This is a genomic window from Brevinematia bacterium (assembly GCA_039630355.1).
GTDB lineage: Bacteria > Spirochaetota > Brevinematia > DTOW01 > DTOW01 > SKYB106.
This window is the reverse complement of the sequence record JBCNVF010000032.1, coordinates 1-14,075: the sequence shown is the minus strand read 5'-3', so window position 1 is coordinate 14,075 and position 14,075 is coordinate 1. Positions and strand designations below refer to the sequence as shown.

The 14,075-nt window shown below is 38.2% G+C and carries 14 protein-coding genes and 2 tRNA genes; 6 read left to right on the top strand and 10 right to left on the bottom strand.

Features of this window, described 5'->3' with window-relative positions; translation table 11 throughout:
- From ABDH28_02635 to ABDH28_02625, 3 genes are all read right to left on the bottom strand, one after another.
- Window positions 1-297: CoA-binding protein (locus ABDH28_02635; GenBank protein ID MEN2997918.1), on the bottom strand; the 297-nt coding region annotated here is incomplete at its 3' end.
- A 144-nt stretch (window positions 298-441) separates the two neighbouring features.
- A complete protein-coding gene (locus ABDH28_02630) occupies window positions 442-1,284 on the bottom strand; it encodes a flagellin (protein MEN2997917.1) in 843 nt (280 codons plus the stop codon).
- A gap of 199 nt (window positions 1,285-1,483) precedes the next feature.
- The gene (locus ABDH28_02625; protein ID MEN2997916.1) at window positions 1,484-2,344 is read right to left on the bottom strand and encodes a flagellin; all 861 of its coding nucleotides are present in this window, start codon (window positions 2,342-2,344) and stop codon (window positions 1,484-1,486) included.
- A 615-nt stretch (window positions 2,345-2,959) separates the two neighbouring features.
- Between ABDH28_02625 and ABDH28_02620 the strand changes: the two genes are divergently transcribed.
- The 3 genes from ABDH28_02620 to guaB all read left to right on the top strand — a co-directional run bounded on the left by ABDH28_02620 (window position 2,960) and on the right by guaB (window position 6,229).
- On the top strand, window positions 2,960-4,177 hold the full coding sequence (locus ABDH28_02620; protein ID MEN2997915.1) for a hypothetical protein: 1,218 nt from the start codon (window positions 2,960-2,962) through the stop codon (window positions 4,175-4,177).
- Between the two features lie 106 nt (window positions 4,178-4,283).
- Complete coding sequence (locus ABDH28_02615) at window positions 4,284-4,715, top strand: L,D-transpeptidase (protein MEN2997914.1); 432 nt, start codon at window positions 4,284-4,286, stop codon at window positions 4,713-4,715.
- 38 nt (window positions 4,716-4,753) lie between these two features.
- Window positions 4,754-6,229: an IMP dehydrogenase gene (gene guaB, locus ABDH28_02610; protein MEN2997913.1), complete on the top strand. Its 1,476-nt coding sequence runs from the start codon at window positions 4,754-4,756 to the stop codon at window positions 6,227-6,229.
- A gap of 51 nt (window positions 6,230-6,280) precedes the next feature.
- Here the strand turns inward: guaB and ABDH28_02605 are convergent, their stop codons facing one another.
- The 5 genes from ABDH28_02605 to ABDH28_02585 form a co-directional block, all read right to left on the bottom strand.
- Window positions 6,281-6,826, bottom strand: coding sequence for a hypothetical protein (locus ABDH28_02605; protein MEN2997912.1), 546 nt, complete (start codon window positions 6,824-6,826; stop codon window positions 6,281-6,283).
- 1 nt (window position 6,827) lies between these two features.
- Window positions 6,828-6,902, bottom strand: a tRNA-Glu gene (locus tag ABDH28_02600).
- A gap of 6 nt (window positions 6,903-6,908) precedes the next feature.
- Window positions 6,909-6,980, bottom strand: a tRNA-Gln gene (locus ABDH28_02595).
- A 4-nt stretch (window positions 6,981-6,984) separates the two neighbouring features.
- Complete coding sequence (gene rpsU, locus ABDH28_02590) at window positions 6,985-7,191, bottom strand: 30S ribosomal protein S21 (protein MEN2997911.1); 207 nt, start codon at window positions 7,189-7,191, stop codon at window positions 6,985-6,987.
- A 29-nt stretch (window positions 7,192-7,220) separates the two neighbouring features.
- Window positions 7,221-7,562, bottom strand: coding sequence for a histidine triad nucleotide-binding protein (locus tag ABDH28_02585; GenBank protein ID MEN2997910.1), 342 nt, complete (start codon window positions 7,560-7,562; stop codon window positions 7,221-7,223).
- 146 nt (window positions 7,563-7,708) lie between these two features.
- Between ABDH28_02585 and ABDH28_02580 the strand changes: the two genes are divergently transcribed.
- Genes ABDH28_02580 through ABDH28_02570 form a run of 3 tightly spaced genes read left to right on the top strand, consistent with a single transcriptional unit; the run spans window position 7,709 to window position 9,910 of the window.
- Complete coding sequence (locus ABDH28_02580; protein MEN2997909.1) at window positions 7,709-8,155, top strand: archease; 447 nt, start codon at window positions 7,709-7,711, stop codon at window positions 8,153-8,155.
- A gap of 8 nt (window positions 8,156-8,163) precedes the next feature.
- Entirely contained in the window at window positions 8,164-9,045 is an 882-nt protein-coding gene (locus ABDH28_02575; GenBank protein ID MEN2997908.1) for an MlaD family protein, read from the top strand.
- Window positions 9,046-9,097: 52 nt separating this feature from the next.
- Window positions 9,098-9,910, top strand: coding sequence for a hypothetical protein (locus ABDH28_02570; GenBank protein ID MEN2997907.1), 813 nt, complete (start codon window positions 9,098-9,100; stop codon window positions 9,908-9,910).
- A 7-nt stretch (window positions 9,911-9,917) separates the two neighbouring features.
- Here ABDH28_02570 and ABDH28_02565 read toward each other — a convergent pair whose 3' ends face one another.
- Window positions 9,918-12,992, bottom strand: coding sequence for an efflux RND transporter permease subunit (locus ABDH28_02565; GenBank protein MEN2997906.1), 3,075 nt, complete (start codon window positions 12,990-12,992; stop codon window positions 9,918-9,920).
- Window positions 12,993-13,292: 300 nt separating this feature from the next.
- Window positions 13,293-14,075 (bottom strand): lysophospholipid acyltransferase family protein (locus ABDH28_02560; protein MEN2997905.1); only part of this gene is annotated, 783 nt, incomplete at its 5' end.

Sequence of the window (14,075 nt, the reverse complement as noted above, 5' to 3'; positions counted from 1 at the left end):
CACTTCCGAGGATTTTCTGAATATGTCCACTATGTCAACAGGAAAAGGAATTTCCAGCAAATTCTTGTAACTTTTTTCTCCCAGTATTTGGTCATAGCCAGGATTCACGGGAATTACTCTATAACCCACTTCCTTCAAGTACCTTGCGACAATATTGCTAGGTCTGTCTTCTTTAGGTGATAATCCTACTATTGCTATCACTTTCGCTTCCTCAAGAAGTTCTCTTATCTTCCTATCTTCAGAGCTAGGTACATAGACGAAAAATGATTTTTCGCTACTATCAAAGTTACAACTCATACCTTTCTCTTATGTGATCTACTATTGCCTACTTGTTAATAGTATACAAAATGACTTCAAGAAAATCAATTACCTAAAAACTCTAGAACTTTTTGGTAGGGGGGAAGAGGGTATATAATGATATTGCGGTAGGGGAGTGAAAACTTAAACAAGCAGTCTTAGTACTAATTGAGGTCTTAGGTTAGCTTGAGCGATCATTGATATAGATGCTTGGGCGAGGATTTGGTTTTTCACAAACTCACTCATTTCGTATGCCATATCTGTGTCTCTGATCCTGGATTCAGCTGCCTGTAGGTTTTCATAACCTATTAGTAAGGTTTTTGCTATCTTATCCAACCTTGATTGGTAGGCACCCAAGTCAGCCCTCTGCTTATTTAGTATTTGGAGAGCAGAGTCCACAGCTCCTATGGTGCGATTTGCTCCTTCTTGGGTTAGCAAGTTGACTTTACTCGTGCCATCTTCCTGTATAAGCCCAAGTCCCCTAGCAGTCATATCACCTATGTTGATGAGAATCCTCTGATCCATGTTAGCACCAATGTGGAAAGAAATATTTGACACATTGGGAGCAAATCTACCCGTAAGCATGTTCATTCCATTAAACTGCGCATGAGAAGCTATCCTGTTTATTTCTGCAACTAACTGTGATGCTTCAACTTGCATATACGTTCTATCCTCATCTGAGTAGATGCCGTTGCCAGCTTGAATTGAGAGTTCCCTAAGTCTTTGAAGAATTTCTGTAGTTTGGTTAAGGTAACCTTCTGTTGTCTGTATAAAGGATATAGCATCCTCAGCATTTATTTCCGCTCGCCTAAGACCTCTTATCTGGGCCCTCATCTTCTCAGAAACTGCTAATCCTGATGCATCGTCCCCAGCTTTGTTTATCTTTGTTCCTGAGGACAACTTCTCAAGGTTAGCGTCTAGAGCCCAATTGTTTACTTTGAATTGTCTGTTAGCAAAAATTGATGAGATGTTGTGATTTATGATCATAGGTATCGCACCTCCTACTTTTTTAGGGATATATTCCCTTATATCCCTTTCTCCCCTACCGCAAAAAAGACAAAGCCCAATGTTGATACTATCCGGACACTACTTTTATTTTTATTTTCTAGAGCAAACACCAAAGGGAGGGATAAACCCCTCCCTACAACATCAAGGAAGATGTGTATGTAAAACTATAGAGCAAATACTATCTCAACAAAGTTAATATTACTTGTGGTCTTAAGTTAGCTTGCGCAATCATAGAAACCGAAGCTTGAGCAAGAATCTGGTTTTTCACAAAATCGCTCATCTCATAGGCCATATCTGTATCTCTGATTCTGGATTCAGCTGCCTGTAAGTTCTCATATCCTATCAGTAACGACTTTGCTGTATACATCAACCTATTCTGATAAGCACCAAGATCTGCTCTCTGTTTATTGACTTTCTGCAAGGCAATATCAATTACACCTATAGCTCTATTTGACTTTTCTGGAGAAGAGAGACTTAATACTTCTCCGGTAGCACTATCTTTTAGTCCAAGAGCAACTGCCGTCATCGCTTCAATAGTTAGTTGAAGCCTCTGATCCATATTCGCTCCAACATGTAACCACATACTAGCAGTAGGAGTAGTAGTTTCAGTTCTTTTTGCAAATCTACCCGTGAGTAATGTAACACCATTGAATTGAGCGTGAGAAGCTATCCTGTCAACTTCCGCAACAAGTTGCGAAACTTCAACTTGAATATACAACCTATCTTCATCAGCGTAAATGCCATTTGAGGCTTGCACTGCAAGTTCTCTTAACCTCTGTAGAACTTGGGTAGTCTGATCAAGATACCCTTCAGCAGTCTGAATAAAAGAGATACCATCTTCAACATTCTTCTCAGCTCTCCACAAACCTCTTATCTGAGCCCTCATCTTTTCAGAAACTGCTAAACCAGAAGCGTCATCGCCAGCCTTGTTTATCTTAAGACCCGATGACAGCTTCTCAAGGTTGGAATCCAGATTCCAGTTATTGACCTTATACTGCCTATTGGCAAAAATTGATGAGATGTTATGGTTAATGATCATAAACCCCTCCTTGGTTTATATTTCCTCTCATCATGAGAGGATTTTATTTTCAACACTAAACCTTAGAGGGGGATAGCCGATACTTATCTTAACCTACCATACCAGCTATCCCTTAGCCTCCAAACCACGAAATTAATATCGGATAGCTGGTATCTTTTACTTTAGAAAGACTTTACTAAAACCCACTCCTTAAAGCTAAATATTGTAGAAACCTCTCCAAACAAGCTAATAAATTCCAATCTCCATTAGATAAGTAAGTAAGATTCTAAACTTTTCATCCACTCACTGTTCTGATAGTGTTTGCCTGTAACAAAACCTTCTTCATACTAAGTCTTCCAAGTGCTTAATCAAGAAACATTTACCCAGTCCCGAAAGGGACTGCGAGAAAAACGAAAAGAAACTATACCCATTGTAAATTCCAGACTTTACTGCTGAATAAACAGTGTAAGTTGCAAAAGGTTTACGAGCTTATACAAGATAGTTCCAAGCAGTTCAAGGAGTCGTGCAATGAAACACAAAACAAAACGTAAAATATTGACAGCTTTGATTTTATTCCTATTACTGCCATTTTACCCTGTGGAAGGAACAACTTTTGAAGAGTACAAAAGTTTACTAATGGAAAACAGTATTGCAGTAGGTTTTTTCAAGCCTAACTACGGTTTTTTAGATATTCTACCATTCTTTAGCAGAGTTTCTAACTTTATTGACACAAACAGGTGTATAGTAGCTAATATGAGCGAAAACGGCCTTCTTGTTACATATCTTCCCATAAACACTAACTGGAGTGCATTTATCTCCGCTGTTATAGACAAGGAAATACTCTCAGAATCTTCATTTCTTCTCAGAGCGAAAGAAGGATCTTTCTACATCAGAAAAGAAAAAGAACCCTATGTAGCAGTCGTTGAAAAAACCTACAAGGATAAGTATGAAAGTATTCGTAAAGGGCTTGAAAGCAAGTTTGAAGCAGATTTGAGATTATTTTTTGAGGAGATTTCTGCATCAGAGCTTTCCGGAATTTTCCTCAAGCCACATTACACGTTAAAAGAATCTCTAAAAGCTAACATACCACTAATTGACGAGCGCTATAACTTCTTAAAGGAGATAGATAAAGTACATATATTTCTGCCCCGTAATGAAATGAAAGCCTTTGGTAAGATATTCTTGAGTCAGACTAATAAAGTGGCAAATTTATTCTCCCCTAGAGCACTTAGGGGAGTTAACATCACGAGCAACGACATCCCTTTTTATATTAGTATCTCTGTCAATCCTCGGCTTCTTGGTGACATATTTGAAGTTTTATCTCCTGATACTGCTCAAGCTTTTCCATCTCTAAAAGGAGATCTATCCAAAGTTCTCTCAGGCTCAATATTCATAACTTTTCATTCACCTGCATATGCGGAAAAATCGGACCTAAGCATATTTATGGGAGTGAAATCTAAGAAGGACGCAGATAAATTGCTAAGAAGTATTCTAGGATTGATGGGTAAATACAAACTCATATCTATTCAAGGAAGTAAGGTATTTGAAATTGACCTCCAGAACAACAATAAAGCGTATCTGCATCTATCTGAAAAAGAGTTCGTAATATCAACGAAAAAAGAGAGAATTGAAAAGTATCTAAACTCTACTAGGGCTTCAAGCTTTTCTTCTTCCAAGTTTCCCACTCTTTGTATAGAAGGTATTCTAGAGTATATAGCGATTGTCACCGATAGAGACAAGGAATCGTTCAAGAAGTTATTCTTGATGGATGTGCCAAAAGGAATCTACATTTATTTTGATATTGACGATAACCTAAACTCTATAAGTTTTGAAGTTTCTGGTAGGTATGAATAGGTTTCTAGTTATTCTGCTATCTACAGGTGCGTTACTAATTTCAGGTTTTACCAAACCAGACGAATATATACTAGTTAAAGTTTCGGAGCAATAGTTATATCTTATTATGTCCAATACTGTGCTTAGAGAGTATCCCATTTCAACATCTAAGTATGGTATTGGCAACAAGGAAGGAAGTGGCAAAACTCCTCTAGGCAAGCATAGAATCGTCAAGAAGGTTGGGATGGGAGAACCTATTGGCACTGTGTTTAGGAACCTCAGGAAGACTGGAGAAATTGCTACCATATACTACGATTCTACTGATATAGAGAGTGATCCTGTGATCACAAGAGTCTTGGTCCTGGAAGGGTTGGAGAAAGGGGTAAATAAAGGCAGGGGTATAGATTCGCTAAGTAGGGGTATCTACATACATGGGACTCATGAAGAAGGGCTAATTGGCAAACCAGCTTCTCACGGGTGTATAAGGATGAGAAACAAAGACATTATGGAACTTTTCGAACTTGTAGATATCGGCACATTGGTTGTTATTGAAAACTGAGTTTTCCGCTAGTTAAAATATGTAAAAAAGGTGTTCCTATGTATGAGAAGTTTTACACTGACGAAGTAGCTCTCACTTTTGATGATGTGCTTATATTACCAGGTGAATCTGACGTTCTACCAAACGAGGCTGACACAACTACTTTCCTAACTAGAAACATCAAAATCTCAATACCAATAGTAAGTTCAGCGATGGATACTGTAACTGAGTCAAGAATGGCCATAGCGATGGCTCAGCTTGGAGGAATAGGAATAATCCACAGAAACTTATCCATAGAGGATCAAGTTAAAGAAGTCATCAAAGTAAAGAGATTTGAGAACATAATGATTGATGATCCCATAGTGATAAAGGATGATGAAGCTGTTGATGATGCAATAAAACTTATGGAGCATAATAATATCTCCGGGCTTATAGTAGTAGACAACTCCAGAAGGGTTGTAGGAATACTAACTAGGAGAGATATAAGAGCAAGTATCAAAGGTAACAGAGTTAGGGATATTATGACTCCTAGAGAGAAATTAATATTTGCTTACGAGGGTATTTCCTTGGAAGAGGCGAGGAGGATAATGCTTAAAAATCGTGTGGAGAAGCTTCCAATAGTAGGTGAGGATTTTAGCATAAAAGGACTCATAACGATGAAAGATATGGAGAGGATACAAAGTAATGGAACTTCTTCAAAAGACTCTAAGGGTAGGCTAAGAGTAGGTGCTGCGGTAGGAACGAGCGATATTGACAAGGAAAGAGTTTATGAGCTTGTTAAAGCAGAGGTAGATGTAATTGTGGTAGATACTGCTCATGGACACAGTAACAGAGTTAGGGAGATGGTTAAATATATAAAAAGTAGGTTTAATGTAGAGGTCATTGCTGGTAACGTTGCTACTTACGAAGGTGCGAAGTTTCTTATAGACGCAGGTGCTGATGGTATCAAGGTTGGAATAGGTCCAGGGTCAATATGCACTACTAGAGTCGTAACTGGTGTTGGAGTTCCCCAAATATTTGCCATAATGGAAGCAAAAAGATTTGCCAAAGAAGAGAAAGTTCCGGTAATAGCAGACGGTGGTATAAAGTATTCAGGAGACATTGCGAAGGCAATAGCTTCAGGTGCTGACAGTGTGATGATGGGCAACTTACTTGCAGGAACTGAGGAAAGTCCAGGAGAGATGATAATATACAAAGGAAGAAGCTATAAGACTTACAGAGGTATGGGATCACTGGGAGCTATGATAGCAGGATCTTCAAGGTATCCGCAGGGAATTCCAGGTAAATTTGTTCCAGAAGGCATTGAAGGGATGGTGCCGTTTAAAGGACCTGTAAGAGAAACCATATATCAGTTAGTAGGAGGGCTTAAAGCCTCTATGGGATATGTTGGGGCAAGAACTATAAAAGAGTTCCAGGAAAAGTCAAAATTTATAAGGATAACAAATGCAGGACTTAGAGAGAGTCATCCACACGATGTAATAATCACCAAGGAAGCTCCTAACTATAATACCTCCCCATTGGACGAACTACCCTAGAACAAGATCAAACTTACTTACTACCAAACTCTTTTCAAACAAAGCTGACTATCAGCGAAGGTATATATAATACACTACATTAGGATGTGGCTTCTTGAAATTTTTGTTCAACTCGTAAGTGTTCATATTCTTCCACTTTGTCTCTCCACCTTTATCTTGAATCAAGTAGTCCACATAGTAGGTATAGAGCTTTGACTTGCCGTATTTATGAACAAAACTAATAACCTCGAAACTTGGAACCCTACCCACTACATTTAGATACTTACCATCCTTGAGTTTTACTAAATACTCGGTAGGGTAGAAGTTGTAAGCTAGTTTCCCTTCGTTTTCTACTTTTTGAAACTCTGGGGTCCAAGTTATTGGATGTATAAACTCTATCTCTGAGAATGCTACTTCTATCAGAGATAGAAGTTCCTTCTCTACATGCCTCAGAGCCACGTTAGATGAAGTGAAAATAATCCTACCTTCAAGAATTTTTTTATTAAAAAACTCAACTCTTGCATTTATTTCAACCTGAGCCTGACTCTGGAGAGGTGGAATACAAAACAGCACAGTAACGGACAGAACTAAAGTGGTAACCAAACGCCTTAGAAACATGCGCCCCCAACGGGATTTGAACCCGTGTTTCCACCTTGAGAGGGTGATGTCCTAGGCCAGGCTAGACGATGGGGGCAAATTACTGCGGGAGGAGGACTCGAACCTCCACTAGCTGATCCAGAGTCAGCTGTCCTGCCAATTAGACGATCCCGCATTAACTATTTCTTCTTCTCCCTGACTCCCAAAAGCTTTCTGAGCTTTTTCTTGATCATCGCTGCCTTTTCCTTCCTCTCTTCACTAGGTTTCTTATACCTCAGGTGAGCCTTATACTCAGACAATACACCCTCCATCTCAACAAACTTCTTAAACTTCTTCAAAACTGCTTCAATGTTATCTCCATCCTTAACTTCAACAACCAAAGCCATACTCCCTAACCACCTCCCGATCTACTACACTACCCCGGTGGCCACATCATCTGTCTACCACCAAGGATATGAAAATGTAAATGAAAAACACTTTGACCTCCCCTATGAAGATGATTAACAACCACTCTAAATCCCTCTAAAGCTAAATTCTTAGCCTCAGCAATCTTCTGAATCGCCCTAAAAATCTTCTCTAAGACGGTATACTCTCTAACTTGCATAATATTAGGAATATGTTGCTTCGGAACAACTAACACATGCACAGGCGCCTGAGGATTTATGTCCTCAAAAGCAATCACATCTTCATCTTCGTAGACTATATTTGATTTAACTTCCCCGTTTACTATTTTACAGAAAATACAATCACCACCCATAACAGCTTGTTGTGAATATTTTAAACCAACCTCAGTAAATGCTTTCAACTTACCAATATACTTAAATCCAACAAAATCTAAACAGTTTTCAACTTATACATCTAATTGACCTACTAACATTACATTCTACAAAATACTTGTAGAAGATGAGTAAATCTAACTCAAGATCGTGGGAGATACATGATCACACAGCAGATGTAATAATAGAAGGTAAAGGGAAAACTCTGGAAAAAGCCTTTGAAGGAATTGCATTAGCTTTACAGAGCGTAATGGTAGATATAAGTAGTGTAAAACCAAGAAAGATAATAAAAGAATGCATTGAGCTAAATTCTTCATCCAGCGAAGAACAGCTCTTTGAGTTCTTAAGCAGGATAGTGTTCATAAAAGATGTAAAAAAATTCTTCTTCAGTGATGTTGAACTGTTCATTACCACCGATAATAACAAAGTGAAGCTTTGTTTCACTTTAAAAGGAGAGAGAATAGACCCTAAAAAGCATACGATATTCACAGATGTAAAGGGTGTAAGCTATAGTGAACTCAAGATCTTAAACGAAAAAGGTTATTATATTTGTAGGTGTGTCGTAGACGTTTAGAGGTTAGTATGAAGCACTACGAACTCAAAATAGGCTTAGTAGTCACAATAGGCTTGTTCCTGATAATCTTGGGTTTACACTTGACTAACTCCTTACCATTCCTATCCCAAGGATATAGAATACATATGAAGCTTTCCTACGGAGCAAATGTTCCTATGGGTGCGAGTGTCAAACTAGCAGGTGGTATCAAGATAGGAAGACTTGAATCAGTTAGAGAAAATCCTGAGGAAGGTGGAGTAATCCTAACTCTTTTCATAGAAAGTAGATATAAAATAAACAAAGACGCGATGTTTGTTATCCAAACCGCCTCTCTAGTCGGCGAAAAATACATAGATATCCTAAACTACACAGGCAACCCCCCATATCTAAAAGATGGAGATACGGTTATCGGTAAAGAAGTAGCATCAATCAACCAAGCAATATCAGATGTCTTTGATTTCATAAAAAGGTTTATAGGAAAAATAGAATCAGCTCCAGAACTACCACAAAGCATAGATAAAGTAGTGCTCTTGATCTCATACCTAGAACTTATATTGAGAGAAATAAACGAAAACAAAGAATACATAACAGTTAGCCTAAAGAATGCATCTGAATTCTCAGAACAACTCAGAGAATCTGCCCAAGAAATAAATGCGCTTCTGACTTCCTTAAATCATGTCAGTAGCAATCTAAACAAAGTTGACATAAAGAAGCTAAATGATACCATAAATAACCTCAACTATGTAGCTACAGAGCTCAGTAAGGTAATAACAAACACAAACAACATAATTGGACTACTCTCGGACGAAGAATTAGCTAAGAGCTTGAGAAGAACTGTAAAAAACCTAGAAGTGTTTTCCAAGAAAATTGCCGATAACCCATCAGCACTGATAAACATACTAGGGTGGTGAGTGTAGAAGAGTCCTAAGTGTAATCGCCCAAAAGTATTCCGAAAATTTACCTATGGAAAACCTAAAATCCTCCTTTTATGAAGAGCTAAAACCAAATGATATAAAAAGAAATTTCACCTACGACAAAGGGGAAAAACTTCCCCCTACTCCTACTGACAAACCTCTAAATCAAAACAAAATCCTTAGTTTTGGACTAGAAATACCAAAGCCAAGAATAGCAAAAACTATCTTTCTGATAATCTTCCTATCTATATGCCTTGCAAAAATACCAGCTGATACGAAAAATTTTAAATTCAAACCTATAAACAAGCGCCTGAAGTTTGTTGAAGATTTCTTTCAGATTTACAACGAATGGCTTTATCAGGACCTTGATAGTATATCAAGAAACATATATTTCCTAGAACTTGCCTGGTCATTGCCATTTGACCATCCAATAAGAGCCTTAACACCCATAAGCAACGAGACACATTGGCAAAGATACAAGCTTCTCATAAAAACCCACATTGCACTACTTCTAACAAAGAATTACTTAGACTTCGGAAAACAGTTTTACAAGGAGAATATTTATTTCTACAGCAAAGAGTATGAAAAGGAACTACTTGAGGGGTATGATATAGCAGAGAAATACTTTAAATCTGCGCTAGGATGGTTTGGAGTAGCCAAAAAGTATGCCAAGATGGTCTCAGTATACGATCCACAAATATATGCCACTACTCTACACCATATGGAGGATGAGTATAGAAAGCTTCTTAATGGGGAAATATACTACGATGTGACCGTCAAGAGACTACTTAAAAAAATAGCCCAAAATCGCGAGAAACTGAAAATGCTAAAAGACTTTGAGTGGGTTGAACCCATCCCATAGACCAACTCTATGCAAACCTTTTTCTGTTGAAATACTCAAACATGACAGGTATAATAAATAGAGTAAAGAAAGTTCCCAGCGTCAGTCCTATCAAAACAACTAGCCCCAGGGGTTGAAATAGCTCAGAACTTGCTCCTATTCCCAGCGCAAGTGGTAACACACCAATAATTGTTGTCAAGGCAGTCATAAGAACTGGTCTAAATCTTCTTTTTGCTCCTTCAACTACAGCCTCTCTAAGCCTAAACCCTCTCGCTAGAAGTTGATCCATATAGTCAACCATAACAATACCGTTGTTAACAACTATCCCTAAGAGCAGAACCAAGCCTATACCAGATATTATGTTGATCTTCATACCAAGCATAAAGAAAACGATCAACACTGCAAACGTTCCGTAGGGTATAGTAAAGAGTATTATGAAAGGAGACTTGAAAGACTTGAATAGAATTACCATCACAGTATAGACCAAAGTAAAGGCAAGAGCAAAAACCAACAACAGATCCCTAAAAGTATTCTGCAGTTCCTTGAAACTACCTCCGTAATCTATTATCACTTCCGGAGGAATATACACTTCCCTTCTTATTGCATCCGCAAGCCCCTGAACAAGCTTATCCTGAGCCACTCCAAACCCAACAATATTCAACGATACCTGTCTGTTATTATTCTCCCTCACTATAACTCTAGGAGATGTCGTATTTGAGACTTCTATCAGATCAACCAGTGGAACTATACCAGTTGCAGTAGGAACATACTTAAGAAGAACATCCTCTAGATGTTTCCTTTCTTCCTCTTTAAGCTGAACAACAACATCATACTGCTTTCCATCTTTTCTGAAAAAGGATACTGTTGAGGGATAAAAACTCGTTTTTATGATGTTACCCAGTATCGCACTTGATATTCCGTAAAAACCTAATTTTGTCCTATCAAACAGTAGAGCATACTCTTGAAGTTGCTCATCAAAAGTTGTGTTTATCTCTTGAACACCATTTACCTTACTCCCAACCTCCTGAATTCTTTTAGCCAGCTGTTCAAGTTTATCTATATCATCACCGAAAAGCTTTATGTCAACATTAGCTCCACCCCCTCCAGGAAGTCTAATACTTCCAGAGGTGATCACGTTGTATCTCCCGGGTATATAACTCAAAAACTTTCTTAACCTAACTGCAAATTCCTCAGAGGTCATTTTCCTTTTTTCTTTCTCCTTAAGCTTTATCACAACATTTATCCTGTTATCACCACCTCTTCCAACAAACCTAGCAATCCCACCACTTCCTATTGTGTAATAAAAGTATTTCACATTCTCATCTCTAAGAAGAAACTCCTCTATCCTTTTCCCATACTTAGCGGTAACTTCTTTATGTGTCCCCGGAGGTAAAGTAACCCTAAGATCTATGTCACCACTATCTATTACAGGCAACAACTCTTTACCAACAAAAAGAAAAGACAAAACCCCTAAAATCACAAACACTATAGTAAATACTAACACTGTCTTTTTCAAATCAAGCACTCCAGTAAGTAACCTCTCATAGACTCCGTCTCTTACCCTCTCCACCCAATTTGAAAACAAAACAAGAAAGTGGCTTGACTGAATACCTTTGTCCCACTTTTCAATCAAACCCCAGTGTCTTGAGGCAAGAGGTGGGACAATAAATAATGCAACAAAAAGAGATGAAAAGATTGATATACTTATAGTCAGAGATAGATCTCTAAAAATCTGTGAAGCTAACCCCTGCGAGAAAATAACTGGAGCAAATACTACCACAGTAGTCAAGGTAGAAGCAAGAATTGCCAGTCCTACCTCTTTCGTCCCTTCAAACGCAGAATCAAACAAACTCTTACCCTGCCTAAGCCGTAAGTATATACTCTCTAGAACCACTATTGAGTTATCCACCATCATTCCAACTCCTAAAGCAAGACCTGCTAGCGAGACAACATTTAGAGAAATGTCTAGAAAATACATAAAAACAAATGAGAGAATAAGAGAGAATGGAATTGCAATACCAATAAGAATGGTCTCTTTAAGCTTAGCAAGGAAAAGAAGAACAACCAATACCGCAAGTATAGCACCGTTTAGAGCATTATTTCTGACATTGTTTAGAGACTCAACGATAAAAGAACCTTGGTCACTTATTACGATAAACTCTAAGTTTGGATACAGAGTTCTAAGCTCTTCTATTTTCCTCTTAACTCCTTCCGAAACAAACACAGTGCTACTTCCTGACTTTTTGCTAACGGAAAGAATTACCCCATTCCTGCCGTTTACCTTGACTATTGGAGCATTCTCTCTATCCTCACTAAACGAAACATCCGCAATATCCTCAACCTTAACTGCATATCTACCTCTTACTCCAACAATCACCTTCTCTATATCCATAGTATCTCTAAACTCACTACTAAACCTCAGATTTACCTTCCTATATCCATCCATTACATACCCAGCAGGATAACTCTGATTTTCACTTGCTAATGATCTCACCACATCCGAAGGAGAGATAGCAAAAGAGTTCATTCTCTTAGGATCAAGCTCTACAAAAACCTTTTTGCTATATCCTCCTTCCACCGATACATTTGCAACACCATCAACTTGGTATATCTTCCTCGCAATGTTGTTATCTGCAAGCTCTCTAAGCGCCGAAAGATCCTCAAGTCCAGTTATCGCTATATTCATTATTGGTAAATTACTAGGATCAAACTTAAGAATTTGAGGTCTTCCCACCTCTTCAGGTAATATCCCTGAAACCAGATCCAACTTCTCCCTGATATCATTTGCAACAAGATCAATATTGACTCCATAATTAAACTCAACTAGAAAAAAAACAGATTCCTCAAAACACCTAGTAACTACATTCTTAACCCCACTTATAGTCAAAAACTGTCCCTCAACAATTCTAGCAACATTCTTCTCAACATCTTCCGGAGACGCCCCCCTATACTCAATCCTAACAGCAACCACCGGCACCTCTATATCAGGAAACAGATCCACCGGCAACCTAACTAAAGCCACACCCCCCAAAACTATAACCGCAACAAATATAACTATCACCGCAGGTATGTTGTTCAAAAGAGCCCTGAGAAGCCCCCACATACTACCTCCACCTGACTGAATGGTCAGTTTATAAATTTAAACAAATCCCTAAGTAGCCGTCAAGAGAGAAATTTCCAAAGTTTAGTTAAAAACCCTGTAAAGAAATATAAACCTTGACTTTAGTATCAAAAGGAGCAAATTTTGATCTTCAAAAGAACTGAAAAATCACCAAGTATTATCACTCAACTTCCTTGTTGAGATGCATCAAAGCTATGATAGCAACATATGGAGACAATTAAACTCCATCAACCTTAAAAAAACCTATCATAACTCTACTAACTTTAGAAAATAGACCACCAACTAGGATGTCTTCTTTCTTACCACTATTCCTTCAACATCCCATCTCGGGTGAGTCCAAGAAAACCACTGTGTCGGATCCTCCCTTATCCAACTTTCAAAAACCTCGTTAATATACCTCATAATCTTCCTTACACTCTCATCGTTGTATGGTAGATTGAAAACTAAAGGTTTATAGAACTTAAGTTTATATCTTCCATCATTCATAAAAATACTCCTTGCCATCACGATTGGCGATCCCAGCTTCAGATGCAATACAGCAGGACCTCTAGCAGTCGGAGCTTCTTTATCAAAAAACTCAACATATATCGGGTCAAAGTAGTAAGCTTGGTCTACTACCATTCCAACTATTCCTCCACTCTTTAGAAACGAAATTATCTTCTTCACCTCTTCAGGCTGATTATAGATAGTTTTCATATTTGCTTTCCTACGCATAGTCACAATCAACCGTTCAGTTAGTGGATTTACCTGTTTATTCATGACAACCGCAAGTTTTACCAACCCTAGGCAAGCAGGCACACCTGCTAAAAACTCCCAGTTTCCAAAATGACCTGTTACTACTATTACACCTCTACCGTACTCTAAAGCTTCCCTAACATTTTCAAAATCCTCAAACTCAACAAACTCATTAAAGTTATTCCCATTTATAGAATTCAGGAAAAAAGCATCAGTTACAAAAATACCAATATTCTCAAACGACTTCTCAAGTATCCTCACAACCTTTTCGTCCACCTCCCCATAAACCACCTTTGCATTCCTAAAAGCAGACTCTCTTAAATTAGGAAC